14 protein-coding genes are annotated in these 15,590 nt (G+C 48.4%); 9 read left to right on the top strand and 5 right to left on the bottom strand.

What is annotated here, in order from left to right; all coding sequences use genetic code 11:
* The first annotated feature begins 58 nt into the window (after positions 1 to 58).
* Positions 59 to 799 (top strand): pyruvate formate lyase 1-activating protein, encoded by a 741-nt coding sequence (gene pflA / locus K0H61_RS06630; RefSeq protein ID WP_220051920.1) that lies wholly within the window; start codon positions 59 to 61, stop codon positions 797 to 799.
* Positions 800 to 836: 37 nt separating this feature from the next.
* Here the strand turns inward: pflA and yfbV are convergent, their stop codons facing one another.
* Positions 837 to 1,280, bottom strand: a complete 444-nt coding sequence (gene yfbV / locus K0H61_RS06625; protein WP_220051919.1) for a terminus macrodomain insulation protein YfbV — start codon at positions 1,278 to 1,280, stop codon at positions 837 to 839.
* A 141-nt stretch (positions 1,281 to 1,421) separates the two neighbouring features.
* Here yfbV and ackA point away from each other — a divergent pair, with 141 nt between their 5' ends.
* The 4 genes from ackA to K0H61_RS06605 all read left to right on the top strand — a co-directional run bounded on the left by ackA (position 1,422) and on the right by K0H61_RS06605 (position 6,550).
* On the top strand, positions 1,422 to 2,621 hold the full coding sequence (ackA, locus tag K0H61_RS06620) for an acetate kinase (protein WP_220051918.1): 1,200 nt from the start codon (positions 1,422 to 1,424) through the stop codon (positions 2,619 to 2,621).
* A gap of 110 nt (positions 2,622 to 2,731) precedes the next feature.
* Positions 2,732 to 4,879, top strand: coding sequence for a phosphate acetyltransferase (pta, locus tag K0H61_RS06615; protein WP_220051917.1), 2,148 nt, complete (start codon positions 2,732 to 2,734; stop codon positions 4,877 to 4,879).
* Positions 4,880 to 5,353: 474 nt separating this feature from the next.
* On the top strand, positions 5,354 to 5,785 hold the full coding sequence (locus K0H61_RS06610; RefSeq protein ID WP_220051916.1) for a hypothetical protein: 432 nt from the start codon (positions 5,354 to 5,356) through the stop codon (positions 5,783 to 5,785).
* Positions 5,786 to 6,325: 540 nt separating this feature from the next.
* Positions 6,326 to 6,550, top strand: coding sequence for a hypothetical protein (locus K0H61_RS06605; protein ID WP_220051915.1), 225 nt, complete (start codon positions 6,326 to 6,328; stop codon positions 6,548 to 6,550).
* A gap of 181 nt (positions 6,551 to 6,731) precedes the next feature.
* Here the strand turns inward: K0H61_RS06605 and K0H61_RS06600 are convergent, their stop codons facing one another.
* A complete protein-coding gene (locus K0H61_RS06600) occupies positions 6,732 to 7,649 on the bottom strand; it encodes a class I SAM-dependent methyltransferase (RefSeq protein WP_220051914.1) in 918 nt (305 codons plus the stop codon).
* A 6-nt stretch (positions 7,650 to 7,655) separates the two neighbouring features.
* The gene (locus tag K0H61_RS06595) at positions 7,656 to 8,726 is read right to left on the bottom strand and encodes an AI-2E family transporter (protein WP_220051913.1); all 1,071 of its coding nucleotides are present in this window, start codon (positions 8,724 to 8,726) and stop codon (positions 7,656 to 7,658) included.
* A gap of 97 nt (positions 8,727 to 8,823) precedes the next feature.
* Here K0H61_RS06595 and folX point away from each other — a divergent pair, with 97 nt between their 5' ends.
* Positions 8,824 to 9,192 carry a dihydroneopterin triphosphate 2'-epimerase gene (gene folX / locus K0H61_RS06590; protein WP_220051912.1) on the top strand — a complete coding sequence of 123 codons (369 nt, stop codon included), beginning with the start codon at positions 8,824 to 8,826 and terminating at the stop codon, positions 9,190 to 9,192.
* Positions 9,193 to 9,307: 115 nt separating this feature from the next.
* Positions 9,308 to 10,198 carry a TIGR01777 family oxidoreductase gene (locus K0H61_RS06585; protein WP_220051911.1) on the top strand — a complete coding sequence of 297 codons (891 nt, stop codon included), beginning with the start codon at positions 9,308 to 9,310 and terminating at the stop codon, positions 10,196 to 10,198.
* 136 nt (positions 10,199 to 10,334) lie between these two features.
* Here K0H61_RS06585 and K0H61_RS06580 read toward each other — a convergent pair whose 3' ends face one another.
* Complete coding sequence (locus tag K0H61_RS06580; RefSeq protein ID WP_220051910.1) at positions 10,335 to 12,875, bottom strand: ABC transporter permease; 2,541 nt, start codon at positions 12,873 to 12,875, stop codon at positions 10,335 to 10,337.
* Positions 12,876 to 12,877: 2 nt separating this feature from the next.
* Entirely contained in the window at positions 12,878 to 13,633 is a 756-nt protein-coding gene (locus K0H61_RS06575) for an ABC transporter ATP-binding protein (RefSeq protein WP_220051909.1), read from the bottom strand.
* Positions 13,634 to 13,694: 61 nt separating this feature from the next.
* Between K0H61_RS06575 and K0H61_RS06570 the strand changes: the two genes are divergently transcribed.
* Both K0H61_RS06570 and K0H61_RS06565 read left to right on the top strand, forming a co-directional pair.
* On the top strand, positions 13,695 to 14,273 hold the full coding sequence (locus K0H61_RS06570; protein ID WP_434086615.1) for an arylesterase: 579 nt from the start codon (positions 13,695 to 13,697) through the stop codon (positions 14,271 to 14,273).
* 181 nt (positions 14,274 to 14,454) lie between these two features.
* A complete protein-coding gene (locus K0H61_RS06565) occupies positions 14,455 to 15,522 on the top strand; it encodes a DUF3083 family protein (RefSeq protein WP_220051908.1) in 1,068 nt (355 codons plus the stop codon).
* Positions 15,523 to 15,590 lie beyond the last annotated feature (68 nt).

The raw sequence follows: 15,590 nt of genomic DNA, 5'->3' as shown, positions 1-15,590 counted from the left end.
TATTAGACAAGGCTGTAGTACACTGTGCTACAGCCTCGTTTTTTATACAGGAGTCACAATGGCCACTCTGGGTCGCATTCACTCGGTAGAATCCTTCGGCACCGTCGATGGTCCCGGCATTCGGTTTATCACCTTTATGCAGGGCTGTCTGATGCGTTGCCAGTATTGCCACAACCGAGACACTTGGGATCTCGATGGCGGCAAGGAAATCAGCGTCGATGAACTCATGGGCCAAATCATCAGTTACCGTCCCTTCCTCGATGCTAGCAATGGTGGCGTGACCGCCAGCGGTGGTGAGGCCATTCTGCAGGCTGAATTCGTGGCCGAACTCTTTAAAGCCTGTAAAAAAGATGGCATTCATACCTGTCTCGATACTAACGGCTTTGTGCGTAAATACACCCCCATCATCGATGAACTGCTGGATAACACCGATCTCGTACTGCTCGACATCAAACAGATGAACGATGAGAAACATATAGAGCTGACTAAGGTCAGCAACCACAGAACCCTGCAATTTGCCGAATACTTAGCAAATCGCAACCAAGCGACTTGGATCCGATATGTGGTTGTTGGTGGCTTTACTGAGGATGAAGCCTCGGCTGAATTACTTGCCGACTTTATTGCGCCGATGAAAAACGTCGAGAAAGTGGAGCTTTTGCCCTATCACGAACTGGGCAAACACAAATGGGAAGCCATGGGTGAAGACTATCAGCTAAACGGCATATCGCCCCCGAGCCGAGATACGATGGAAAAGATAAAGGCAGTATTTGTGGCGCGGGGCATTAACGCCGTCTATTAGTCACATTTGAGGTTGAATAGAAGTACCAAGGAAGAGCCTAAAGCTCTTCCCAATAACTGGCATCTAAGCGCTCAAAGGCTATTTTTAAAATGAGCGCCATGTCGAGGTAACAGGCCTTGGCACCCAAGGATTGGCAATGAATGCCCATGGAAGTCAGTTTAGCGCTTAGCTGGTTACTCCAGTCGAACAGCGATAATGGCAAGGGATGGCGGGCACGCCAACCTAACCAGAGTAAACCCTGCAATGGCAGGCTAATAAAAAATAATGCGATGGTGATTGCTTGGGGCAAAAATGCCCAACCGTAAAAATACAGCTGGCTCACCCCCGCAATAATCGCCAGCACTGGCATCACCAGTAAGGCGAGCTGAGTGGCTCTTACAACGCGATACTCAGGAAAATAAATACCCAGTTGTCTAACCATAGGCCACGTCTTCATATACTGACGACCATCACCTAAGGTTTTGAGAATATTGATACTCAATTTTAGACACCTACAACAGAGGAACACTGCTTTTACCATAGCACAATCTGGTCCTGTGTCCCAAGACCGATACTGTGTTTACCCAGTGTTTTACTCGAATTTCGATTCTTTATTTTACATACCAAGGCAAAAGGTTCACACATGTCTAATAAACTGGTTTTAGTACTCAATTGCGGTAGCTCATCCCTTAAATTCGCCGTTATTGATGCCCAAACGGGTGATGATCAAATCTCTGGCCTCGCCGAATGTTTTGGCCTAGAAGACTCACGCATCAAATGGAAAATTCAGGGTGTAAAACATGAGGCGTCCCTAGGTGCCTTTACCGCCCACCGCGAAGCTGTGGAATTTATAGTGAATAAAATTCTGGCAGAACAACCTGAGCTGGCGGCACAGATTCAGGCCGTTGGTCATCGTATTGTCCATGGCGGTGAAAAATTTACCCGCTCTGTGATAATCGACGAGCAAGTGATCAAGGGCATTGAGGAATGTTCGTCTTTGGCGCCACTGCATAATCCAGCCCATCTCATTGGTATTCGTGCCGCGATGGCCTCTTTCCCTAAACTGCCACAGGTTGCCGTGTTCGACACCGCCTTCCACCAAAGCATGCCAGACAGAGCCTATATCTATGCCCTACCCTATAAGCTTTACCGTGAGCACGGCATTCGCCGCTACGGTATGCACGGTACCAGCCATTTATTTGTGAGCCGTGAAGCCGCCAAACTGCTGAATAAACCACTTAGCGATACCAACGTAATTTGCGCCCATTTAGGCAATGGTGCTTCAGTGACTGCGGTTAAGGGCGGTAAGAGTGTTGATACTTCGATGGGGCTAACACCACTAGAAGGACTGGTTATGGGTACGCGCTGCGGCGATCTCGACCCTTCCATCGTCTATCACTTAGTGCATCAGTTAGGTTACACCCTTGAAGAGGTGAACAATCTGATGAACAAACAGAGTGGTTTACTGGGGATTTCTGAGCTAACTAACGATTGCCGCGGCATCGAAGATGGTTATGCCGATGGCCATAAAGGCGCCACCTTGGCACTGGAAATCTTCTGCTACCGTCTGGCCAAATATATCGCTTCTTATACTGTGCCGCTCGGCCGTTTAGATGCGGTGGTCTTTACCGGTGGTATCGGTGAGAACTCGGATCTCATTCGCGAGAAAGTACTAAATATGCTGCAAATCTTTAATTTCAGCGTAGATAGCGAGCGTAACAAGGCGGCACGATTCGGCAAACAAGGGATTATTACCAGTGAAGGCAGCCCAGTTGCCATGGTGATCCCAACCAATGAAGAATGGGTCATTGCCGAAGACTCAATTAAACTCATTAGCAAATAATGCGTTCTTAGGGGCCGTTCGTGCATGCAAGTGGCTCCATTTTTAAGTCAGCGAATTAAGCTGTAAGTTAGCAGAAGCCGCTCTGCAAAAGTAACAAATTAGGGGTTTTTATGTCTCGAAATATTATGTTGATCCCCATAGGTACGGGCGTTGGCTTGACGTCATTAAGCCTTGGGATGGTGCGTGCCCTTGAGCACCATGGGGTAAAAGTGCAATTCTTCAAGCCCATAAGCCAACTTCGTCCTAACGATAATGGCCCAGAACGCTCGACCACCATCTTAAGTAAATCGCCAACGGTTAATCCGTTAGAACCCTTCGACATGGGCCACGCCGAAGCACTTATTCGTACTGATCAAACCGATGTGTTGATGGAGCAGATTATTGCCCGCGCAGCCGAATGTGCCACTAACACAGAAACATTGATTATCGAGGGCTTAGTGCCTACCCGTAACCATTCCTTTGCTGATGATGTGAACTATGCCATCGCTAAGGCTATGGATGCGGACGTGATTTTTATCGCCACTCCTGGCAGCGACAGCCCTGCGGGTCTTATGAGCCGCCTAGAGATAGCCTATAACTCCTGGGGCGGAAAAAACAATAAACGTTTGATCGGTGCCATCATCAACAAAATCGGCGCGCCGGTGGACGATGAAGGTCGTACACGCCCTGATTTATCAGAGGTATTTGACCACAACACTACGCCTAAGAACGATGTTGCCAGCATGCTGCAACTGCCCGGCAAAAGCCCACTTCGCATCTTAGGTAGTGTGCCCTATAACCTTGATTTAGTGGCGCCGCGCGCATCGGACTTGGCGAAACATTTACATGCCCGCATTATCAATGCCGGTGAGATGAATACTCGCCGTCTACGTAAAGTCACCTTCTGCGCCCGCAGTATTCCGAATATGGTGACCCATATTAAGACCGACTCACTGCTGGTCACCTCGGGCGATCGCTCCGATGTGATCGTATCGGCCTGCCTTGCGGCCATGAACGGCGTCAAAATCGGAGCACTGCTATTAACGGGTAGCTATGTGCCAGAACCCGAAATCCTCAAGCTGTGCGAACAGGCCTTTGAAACCGGATTGCCTGTTTTCCTTGTCGATACCAACACTTGGCAAACCTCACTTAATATCCAACGCTTCGACCACGAAGTCCCTGTAGACGATGCGGTACGGATTGAATTAGTTCAGGAATATGTCGCCAGCCATATCGATCAGAGTTGGATTGAAAGCGTCACCAAAAACTCCCCCCGTGAACATCGCTTATCGCCACCAGCATTTAGATACAAGCTCACCGAGCTTGCCCGCGCCGCCCATAAAACCGTAGTGTTACCCGAAGGTGACGAGCCGCGCACCATTAAAGCGGCCGCCATCTGCGCTGAACGTGGGATTGCTCGCTGTGTACTCTTAGGTAAAAAAGACGAGATCCTCCGTATCGCTGCCCAGCAGGATGTCGTGCTCGGCGATAATGTGGTCATTGTCGACCCCGATGCCGTCCGCGACCGTTATGTCGAACCTATGTTAGATCTTCGCCGCGGCAAAGGCTTAACCGAAGTAGTCGCCCGTGAGCAGCTCGAAGACAACATGGTACTCGGTACTATGATGCTGGCGCAGGATGAGGTTGACGGTATTGTGTCGGGTGCGGTCAACACGACGGCCAACACCATCCGCCCACCCCTGCAGTTAATCAAAACCGCACCGGGTTCAAGCTTAGTGTCATCCATCTTCTTTATGTTGATGCCGGATCAGGTACTGGTCTACGGTGACTGCGCGATTAACCCTGACCCTAACGCCGAACAGCTGGCGGATATCGCCATTCAGTCGGCGGAATCAGCCAAGGCCTTCGGCATCGAACCAAGGGTTGCGATGATTAGTTACTCAACGGGTAATTCAGGCACGGGCTCAGATGTGGATAAAGTGCGTGAAGCGACTCGCATCGCCAAGGAAAAACGCCCCGATCTGGTTATCGACGGCCCACTGCAATACGATGCCGCGGTGATGCCGAATGTGGCACGTTCCAAAGCGCCAAACAGTCCAGTCGCGGGCCAAGCAACCGTGTTTGTATTCCCCGATCTCAACACAGGCAACACCACCTACAAAGCCGTTCAACGAAGTGCGGATTTGATCAGTATCGGGCCTATGCTGCAAGGAATGCGTAAGCCGGTGAATGACTTATCCCGCGGTGCTTTGGTCGATGATATCGTATATACCATCGCCCTGACGGCCATTCAGGCATCACAGAATGACAAACACTAAAAAATTATTACAGCGATAGCATGGTAATACTAAAAAGCACAGACCTCGGTCTGTGCTTTTTTATGGTCAATATTGACTGCAATCTAGTGAGCAATTTTTTAGCATTTAGCTCTAATTTAAGGGAGGAAATAGCATAATTGGCTTGTTTAATAAAATGTCAGCCTGTGAATAGACTCGCAAAAAAATTAAAAATATCCACAAAGAAAGGAGAAAATTCAGCGGAAGATAAAAGGCGTCACTTTTTAACCAGCGAAGAAAGCAATATTATTTCAGTGCCTTATAAATTATCCATCTAGTCTTCAACACACTTTTCCACAGATTCTGTGGATAACCTTATCGACTTATCTCCAAGTATATGCCATAGCATTTAACTGACTGTCAACCAAAGTAAGACGCTCTGACGCTGACCGACAAAAACTTGAACAAGTTATCCAAAATCGCGATACTCAAATCAAACCCATCTGATTGAATATTATGCGTACTTTACTTATTCTCTGCTGTTTTTTGCTACTGGGTTGCAATCCCTCAAATAATGAGCCACGTATTCTGACACCAGAAGAAGTCAGTATGGGCTTTTTCAGTGCCATCTACATCGACCGCGATGTGGAAAAATCTAAGCAATATGTCATTGATCCCATCAAGGAAGTCCTGAGTCATTACTTCATTGCTGCTGCAGTGCAGCGCAATATGCTCAGCTTATCCATGACCAATGTCGAGCTCGAAGTAGACGACATCAATATCGACTTCTTCCGCAAGTTTACTAAGGATGTGTTAGTGGTAGTCAAACTTAAAGGACTTAAGGGCGGCCAACCTTGGACAGATACTCGCACAGTCAGACTCCATAAGACAGGTGAAACTTGGATTATCGTCGAACTGATGCCCGAAAAGCGCAGGGTTAATGGCTAACGGGCGTCAAAAACACAAATAGCAGATGAAAAAATAGCAACCCTAGGGTTGCTATTTTTAATGCTTGTAATTTGTTACTTCCGACTCATTTCTACTGTCTTAGCTTTCAAGCTTGAACTTAAACCGCTTCTTCTTCGCTTTCTGTCGGTAAAGACGCCATGACGTCGTCTTTTACTTGATAGTAAGCGTTTTCGTATTCATGAACTTCCATAACAACTCCGGCTCGTTTAGTAAGGTCGCAAAGGCATGCCGTCTTATGCGGTCATTTTGCCCCTGAGGAAAGGCTTTTCCATGACGGCGATTATACAGAAACGCAGATGAATTACAAAAAACTTTCAGGAATGTTTGACATAAAATGCTGAAAACGGCATTTAACTGCTCAAAAATCAAGCTATTTGATTTTAAAACTGAAAGGCTTTCACGTTTAGGCAACATTATTATGCTCTAAAGGTATTAGCAATCCCTACTTACAAACAAAGAATCTAGGAAACTTGACACAAACTGCTATCAATTAAGTAATGATACGAGTAGGAGGTTGTTATGAACGCTATCATCGAATTTGAAGCGGCCAAACTCACCACGTTGTTCAGTAACGGTGATGTGCTTGGGATCCGCATGTTTATGGAGCACATGAACATCCCCCTCGATGTCCAGGATAAGCTCTATGATGAAATCTCTTCCCTTAAACAGCTCGACACTCAACATGTCAGCCAAGCAATTGAACAGGTTGGCCAATCTCAAATTTCTGAGCGTCTAGGTTACTAATTGCCGCTTGTTGAGGTCACGGGTTTTACCTATTGAATACACAACAATATGCGACAGCTAACATGTTTAGATGTAACAAAGGCCAGTATCACTGGCCTTTTTAGTGCGCTATTTTCGATAACTAATTTTTACCGATGAATTTCAAACGACGACGTTTTTAAAGCATTTTGAACGATGGACTTTAAACGCGCTCTTTTAGGCGATAGTGCAGCACCTTAAGCGACTTTTCCTCAGACAGGTCCACAAAGGCACTAGGGTTTGCCAAACGAGCAATATATTCAAGCTCGGGCGCCGCATCCTCAACCTGTTGACGCAAAAACTGGGTGTCTAATTCAGGGGCATTTAAACACAAAAGCACATCGGCATTCGGTGCCAGTAATTCGGGTAAATGGCGGATAAGACGGACATAATCCTTAGTCGCCACAAAACTACCCTTCTGATTACTCGGCGGATCGGCAACCACGATATCGTAGGGGCCGAGTTTACGCAGTTTGCCCCACGAGCGAAAAATATCGTGACCAAGAAAACGCGCCCCTGCACAAAAACCATTGAGTAAATGGTTTTGCTTACCTATGGCCAGCGCACCTTTACTCATGTCCATATTCACCACTTCATCGGCGCCGCCCTGAAGCGCTGCAACCGAAAATCCGCAGGTATAGGCAAAGAGGTTTAACACTTTTTTATGGCGGGCATTATCGCGCAACCATTGTCGACCATTGGCCATATCGAGGAACAGACCATGGTTTTGACCGCGCAGTAAATGCACTTGGAATTTGGCGCCATTTTCACTGACAACATGGGGCTCTGGCACACTGCCAGCCAATAGTTGGGTGATCGTTTCGCCACCGCTGCGGAACTGATACACCAGATTTAAGGGGCTTGTCGGTTGAATTTGTTGCCAGCGGACGGCAATCGAGCGATGACAGGCGTTAATGTCAGCTTCCTCAAGGGGAATAAAACTGGTCAGCAGCAACACAGGGGCAAACCAATCTAAACAAATATGCTCACTTCCCACATAATGGCCACCACGGCCATGGAACAATCTAACGGCATCTTCGCCCACCTCAATGGTGGCCAGTGCATCTATAAAACTCTGCATTATTTACTACTTACTCTCATTTGATTCGGAGTTTACCAAATGTTTATCGTCCCCATCGTCCGACAACAAAATGGCTATCCATTTACCGCCCTGACTCGATTCGAGGGCGATTTTAACGACCATAGTCAAAGGCACTGACAATAACATGCCCACGGAGCCCATTAACCAGCCCCAGAAAATTAACGATAAAAACACCACTAATGTGGAAAGACCGAGGCCACGGCCCATAAATTTAGGTTCAACCACATTACCCATCACCATATTAGTCGCGATATATAATAACGCAGTCCCCCCCGCCGCCGCAGGGCCTAATTGAATAAAGGCCAATAGTAGTGCGGGGATCGCGGCAATAATTGAGCCGATATTGGGAATATAATTAAACAGGAAGGCAATCACCGCCCAAAGCAGCGCAAAATCCACACCGATAAGAGATAAACCGATTCCAACAACGAGCCCCGTGCCTAAACTCACGAGCGTCTTGATTACCATATATTGATTAACCGACTGCAAAAAACGGTCGATTTGCTTTAACCGCATGTCAGGGTCATCGAGGGCAAAGTGTAATTTCTTGGGAAGCGATGACGCCTCAAATAACATAAACACCACGGTCAAAATAATCAGGAACAAATTCGCCATCACACTCCCCATCCCCGAGAGCATATTGGTGGTCATGGAGAGTGCCATACCTGGGTCAAAGTAGGCCAACACCTGTTCCTTGGAAATTTGGATATTAAATGTTTGTAGTTTCTGGATAATCCAAGAAAATTGTTCGACCAATTGCGCACGATACAAAGGCAACTGCTTGGTAAATTCATTAATGGAGCTGCCCACCAAAGATGCTACCCAAAGTCCCATCAGCACAATAAAGCCCATCAGCAACAGCACAGCTAATGCTTTAGGTACGCGGTACTTGGTCATCACCCCAATCGCGGGGTTACAGATCATCGCGATAAAACTCGACAATACAAAGGGTACAACAATCGGACTGGCGGCTTTAATCCCTGCCAAAATAATCACCACAAAGGCCATCACTGCAAACCCCCGATAGGCTGCAGAGGTAGTACTTGCTCGGGTCATTTGTTAAAAATCCTTCTTTGTCGAAAGTAATGTTGCTAGGCTAGATAAAGAAAACAGTCAAACTCAAGCACCTAGCATCAAAGAGTAGAATGTCATTATGAAACCAGAAACCGCAATTATACGCATTAAAAACTTAAGACTTCGCACTTTTATTGGCATCAAAGAGGATGAAATCCAAAATCGTCAGGATGTCATCGTTAACGTGGTCATCCATTACTGCGCCGAAAAAGCCCGTAATAGCGACAATGTCGAAGATGCACTTAACTACCGCACTATCACCAAAAAAATTATCGAGCTGATTGAAAACAATCGCTTTTCACTGCTTGAAAACCTTACCAATCAAACCCTCGCCATTGCCAGCGAACACCCTTGGGTCGAATTTGCCAGCGTCGAAATCGACAAGCCCCACGCACTGCGCTTCGCCGATTCAGTTTCCATGGAACTGTGCTACCAAAAGATGCAGTAATCGCCCACAGGTCTTAACCTAACGCTTAAACAAACGCTCAGATTTCAGCTACTTTTATTGAAGATAATGACGCTAGTCAAAGCTAAACCAACAGGTTTAACAAGGAATTATAAGCATGAAAATACTGATAACGGGCGCAAGCGGTTTTATCGGCAGTCGCTTAGTCGAAGCGCTTAACGAAAACCACGAGTTAACCCTACTCACAAGGCAGCCCGGTAAAACCCGCCAGCAATTGGGCGGACAACACCACTACCTTGCCAGCCTCGATGGGCTAGAGGATTTAAATGATATTGATGCAGTGATTAATCTTGCGGGCGAGCCAATTGTCGCCAAACGCTGGAGCGAGCAACAAAAACAACGTATCTGCGAAAGCCGCTGGAATATCACCGCCAAACTCAGCCAACTTATCTTAGCTAGCAACAGAGCCCCACGGGTGTTTATCAGTGGTTCCGCCATTGGCTATTATGGCCGACAAGGTCAAGACCATATCGATGAAAGCGCTTCCTTTCATAATGAATTTAGCCATGAAGTGTGCCAAAAGTGGGAGCAATTGGCCCTCGATTCAGCACTCAATACGCGGGTCTGCATAGTCCGAACCGGTATTGTTCTGGGTCAAGGCGGCGCCTTAGCGAAAATGCTGCCCCCCTTTAAACTAGGCGCGGGCGGCCCCATTGGCGATGGCAAACAGGGCATGAGCTGGATCCATATCAAGGACATGGTCAGGCTGATTGAATACCTGCTGACCCACGAAACCTGTCAGGGCATTTTTAACGCCACAGCTCCTAATCCCGTCAGCAACGCTGAGTTTTCCAAGACATTAGGCAAAGTGCTTCATCGCCCCGCCGTCTTACCCGCCCCCGCCTTTGCATTAAAACTCATGCTCGGGGAAATGGCAGAACTGCTTATAGAAGGACAATATGTGCTCCCAAAACGTGCACTCGATGCAGGCTTTAACTTTGAGTTTACCGAGCTAGAAACGGCGCTTTACGATGTGCTTGGGCGTTAACAGCCACCTTGCCTTGAAGCGCTTGGGTAGAAGCTCTTGGCTAGAAGTTTTAGATAGAAAGAATTTTCAATGAAAAAGCACTGACAATTCAGTGCTTTTTCATATGGGCATGAGCCTCACGCCTTACCCTATCGGCTTAAGCCTCGGCCTTTAACAGCGCCGAGCAGGACTGATTCAAAAGGTTTCGGCAACGCCAGAATCCCAAAAATGCTACCAACAGCGCGCCGCTAAGGGGCGCAATTACCCACCAAGGCCAGTGCATATACACATTGAGTTCAAACACTTGGGTTTTAAGTAGATAGAGCGCAAATTCGGCTACGATGACAGCTAATACCCCCGCTATGCCACCAAGGAGCGCAAACTCAAGTCCCGTCGCACTGCGAAGTAGCCAGCCAGAGGCGCCAAAGGTGCGAAGCACCGCCAGCTCGCGCTGCCGTGTTGCCATCCCCGCCTCGGTTTGGGCGATCAGCACTAAGGAGCTCGCCAGCAGCACGAGCGCCAGCACAAGCGTGAGCGAGAGTGACACCTGCTCTATAATCTGCCGAAGCTGCGCCACCATAGCGCCCACATCGATGACGGACACGGTTGGGAACAGGCGGATCAATTCAAGAATCACCCTATCCTGCGGCTCGCCCGCCGCGACGTTGATAGTATCAGCACTGCTTAAATAGAAACTCGCCATTGAGGTATAGGCAAAGGGGGCTAAGGCCTCGCGGGTAAAAATCATAAAGAAATTTGGCTGTAGGGTTTCCCAATGCACAGCGCGAATACTAGTGACTTTTACCGTGAGTTCCTGATTATCAATCACATAGGTAAGCTTATCCCCAAGACCAATGCCTAAACGTTCGGCCACACCGGATTCGACAGATACTTCATCGGCGGCGCGATTAAACTCCCCTTCGAGCAGCTCATTGTTTTTGGGCATGGCATCACGCCAAGTCAGATTCAATTCACGGGAAATCCCCACTCTGCCCTTTTCACCCGCTTCGGCCTGCTCGTTAGAAATCAGCGTCTCGCCATTGATCTGGGTTAATCTGCCGCGGATCACCGGATAAATATCGGTCGCAGCAATGCCCTTACTCGCCATAAAGTCGTTTAAGGGCTGCACATCTTCGGGGGCGATATTCACCAAAAAGTAGTTCGGCGCATTCTCGGGTAGCTGCTTTTGCCACTCATTGAGCAGATCCTCACGTAGAGCAAAAATCGTCAGCAGCAACACTAGCGCCGAGCTAAAGCCCACCAATTGCACCGCATTTTGCCGCGCGCGGCGTCTCAGCCCCGCCAAGGCAAGCTGCATCGGATTGGTGGTTTTCATCCCTACACTGTGGCCTAGGCGGATCATCGCAAAGCCGAGCACACTCAGTAATACACCGAGCAGTATCACGGCCGCCACCACAGTGAGGGTTAACGCCCAGCTGCGGGAATACAAATAACCCAGCAGCGCCATCGCGCCAAGACTTAGCAAGAGATGTAACCACATTCCAAAGGGCAAGCCCTCTAGCTGACGCTGTAATACCCTTAAAGGAGGAATCGAGAGTAAACGCAGCAGCGGATAGGCGGAAAACATAAAGGCACTGATAAGCCCAGTACTTATGCCCAAGATTAGCGGCCGAGTGTAAGGCACTGAGTAAGCTGCAATCTCGGGTGGCAGTAATTGGCTAATGCCCGCATCGAGTAACAGTCCGCCCACTAGGCCAAGCGCAATCCCAACTAGGGTGACCAGTAACAAATGCAAACTAAACAGGAAGCGGATTTGCTTAGCCGATGCTCCAAAGGTTTTCAGCATGGCCACGACATCGTAATGACGCTGGCAGTAACGTGAAGCGGCAATGCCAATCGCGGCGCAGGCAAGTGCAATCCCAAGTAAACTCGCCAGCAGTAAAAATCGCTCCGAACGTTTCACCGCACCCGCAATCGGTGAATCCCCGGACTGCACATCGACCCAGCGCTGGGAGTTATTCAAAAGTGGCTTAACGCTCTTTTCAAAGCTGCTGAGTACATCTTCTTTACCGGCAAACTGATAAAGGTAAGTCACCCTGCTTCCCGGTTGAATAACACCGGTTTTTGCCACATCGTCGATTTGCATCAACACCACGGGGGAAGAGGCAAAGGGATTAAAACCCGCATCGGGTAGGCGACTAATTTCTTCGGTTAACGTAAATTCGCTATTACCCAACTCTAGGGTTTTGGGGTAACCGAGTAAGCCACCGAGGCGGCTCTCATACCAAATCTCGCCGCTTGCGGGTAAGGCTTGGGTGCGGCCCTTTTCAAGCGAGCTCTTCACCGACTGTTCTGGCTCAGTGCTGTTAAGCTCGCTGCTTTTAAGCACAATGGTGCCCTTAAGCGGATAACCTGATTCGACCGCTCGCACTGTCACTAACTGAAACTTATCCCCCGAATACACCATGGAGTTAAATTGCATATTAGTGACAAACTTAAGCCCCATGTCCTTGGCAGTATCCAGAATTGCTGGGTCTAATTTAACGGGGGAGTCGATAATACGATCGGCGGCGATAAACTTCGACGCCTGCCCATTAATCGCCACCTGCAGGCGCTCACTGACCCGCGCAAGCCCACTGACAGACAGCACCGCCAGAGTAATCGCCAGAATAATCAGTAGCAGTTGCCCCTGCTGTAACTCGCGCCTAAAGAGGCGCCATGCGAGAGTCAATCCCATGCTTACGCCTCCTTAGCATCGGCAAGCGCAGCGGAATCATCTCGAAGCTCGGTCACTTCAACAGCCGTTGTATCTTCAGATAGATGCCCGTTTTCCATCATCAATTGCCTTTGACAGCGTTTCGCCAGTTGCAGATCGTGGGTCACTAAAATCAAAGTGGTGTGGCTCTCTTTATTGAGTTCAAACAGCATGTCGGCAATTTTATGGCCATTGGCCGCATCTAAATTGCCCGTCGGTTCGTCGGCAAATAGCACCTTCGGCTCGCAGATAAAGGCGCGGGCAATGGCAACCCGCTGCTGCTCTCCACCAGAAAGCTGCTTAGGCAAATGATTTAATCTGTGGGATAACCCAACCCGCTCAAGCATAGCGGCGGCTTTTTCCTTCGCGTTGTTAATGCCTGAAAGCTCAGCGGGCAGCATCACGTTTTCGAGCGCCGTTAAGGTATCGACCAACATAAAAGATTGGAAAATAAAGCTGACTTTTTGCTTACGCAGCTTCGCCTTTTGCTCCTCGTTAAGCCCAGATAAGGCTTCACCGTCCAGCCAAATCTCGCCTGCAGTGGGCGTATCGAGGGCGGCCAATAGGCCTAGTAGGGTCGATTTGCCCGAACCCGACGGTCCTAAAATGGCGACGCTTTCCCCTTGCTTGACTTCTAGGTTAATGCCCTTGAGGATAGTGAGGCGTCCTTCCTGAGTCGTAACGGTTTTTTCGAGGTTAACAACATTGATGGCACTAGAATTTAAGACGATGTTAGACATAGGTTCCTTCTCATTTAAGTCGTTTTTCAACCCCAAACGCAGCAAACGCTTCACCAGCTTAATGCTGATGCTGACTGCCTTGGCGGTAAGCCCTGCCCAAGCGGCAAAGGTATTGATCCTCGGCGACAGCCTAGGTGCCAGTTACGGCATGTCCCAATCGGTCGGCTGGGTAGCCCTATTACAAAAAAATGTTCCAGAGCATGAATTTATCAATGGTTCTGTCAGTGGTGAAACCACCGCAGGCGGCCTAAGACGCCTACCTGCCTTACTCGAATCCGTTGAGCCTCAACTGGTTGTGGTTGAACTGGGCGGTAATGATGGATTACGTGGTTTCCCCCCGACGCAAGTTGAAAATAATCTAACCAAAATCATTACCCTTGCGAAAAACAGCGGTGCAAAAGTGTTATTGACCGAAATCATGGTACCGCCTAACTACGGCCCCCGCTACACTCAGCAGTTTACCCAAGTGTATCAAGACATTGCAAAGGAAGAAGACATTGAACTCATTCCCTTCTTTATGGCCGAGATTGCTCCCTATCCAGAATTAATGCAGCGCGATGGTATCCACCCCAATGAAAAAGCGCAGGCTAAAATCGCTAACTGGATGCAGCCTTGGATAGAAAAGGCGCTTAGCCAATAACGCCCACTATGGCTTAAGTCGTTGGCTGCGACTGATAGGGTATGACACTGTAGCCGCAGCCGATTTACTCAAGCTTAAATACGTTAACATATCGGTTAAAAACATGCGTTAACGCAACATTCCTCTATCTGTGCAAAGGTAAAATACGACTCAAACAGGGTTAACCCATCAAGGAGTCACTATGTCCCTTAGCCATCAGCAAAAAGTGTACATCCCAAAGGATGCACGTACTAACCAGTTCATCACAGCAGAAATCAAACTCACCGATGAATTACTGGCACAGTACTGCGATTATTACAGCTGTTATCATTCTTTAAGTCGCCTTATTTTCAGCTTGGCAGAACAACACGATCTTCGAAATGTCCATGTGATCACCAACGATAAATTGCCTGTTGTTCGTTTCCATACGGAGGCGTATTGCTTCCAAACCACTGAGCAAATTCTGTTTTTCTACAATCCCGCCTACCATGAGGCGCAAAACCTGTTTAGCGATGACAACAACCGCGCCCGTAAAATTCGGATTGTATTTCTCGCCACGGGCGATGAAATTCGCAGTAATTCGGCCCATTTCCACACTCGTGTGAGAGCGCTCTTGAGCGAGCTGATTCCCAAGCTGCCGATACGACACGTTAGGATTAAAATCCGCGATCACCAGCATTTATCCTACGATCTTTTCGCCAAATCTAAGGGCAACAAGGAAACCTACGGCTATAAGCTGCGCTCCATTGTACCGCGCTATAAATCCCGTCAATGTGAGTTGCCAGATAATGTCAGTTCGCTCACCTATGTCACCGCAAGTTTACCCTTAAGCCGCAAGCTCAAACAAAAATGGCTTAAGGATCTTGCGACCGACTTTACCCCGCTTTATCAACATCTTGAGGAATGCTTTTTAACGGCGGCAGACAATAAGCAGCTAACACGCCTTTCGATGATCGCCAATGGCTTAACACCGCTGGTGCGTAACAGTAAATATGAGCAATTAGCCTCAAAGACCGAAGTGCAGATGATAGGCTTTGACCCTAATGCCAGTGAGCAACAACTCATTTGCCGCTGGGATGGCGATAACTTAGTCGAAGCGGCGCACTTTACCATTGTGGCTGGGGCGAAGGATTGCGATGACTCAGGTTACGGCCGCTTTATGAATAATGTCGAAGCCGCCTTCAAACAGTTCGCCCATGAGCTAGGACTCGATCCTGAGCGCGAGGATTTAGTGCTGCGCTTCCACCAGCATATCAGCTACAACCTGTGATCCATTGGGCCAGGCCTTTCTGTGGCACTGGCGCAGGCTTAAAACAGCGAACCACTATCGGTATGAAG

Origin of the sequence: Shewanella acanthi (assembly GCF_019457475.1) — a bacterium.
Classification (GTDB): Bacteria; Pseudomonadota; Gammaproteobacteria; order Enterobacterales; family Shewanellaceae; genus Shewanella; species Shewanella acanthi.
The sequence above is the reverse complement of the archived record's forward strand: the minus strand, read 5'-3'. Positions and strand labels throughout refer to the sequence as shown.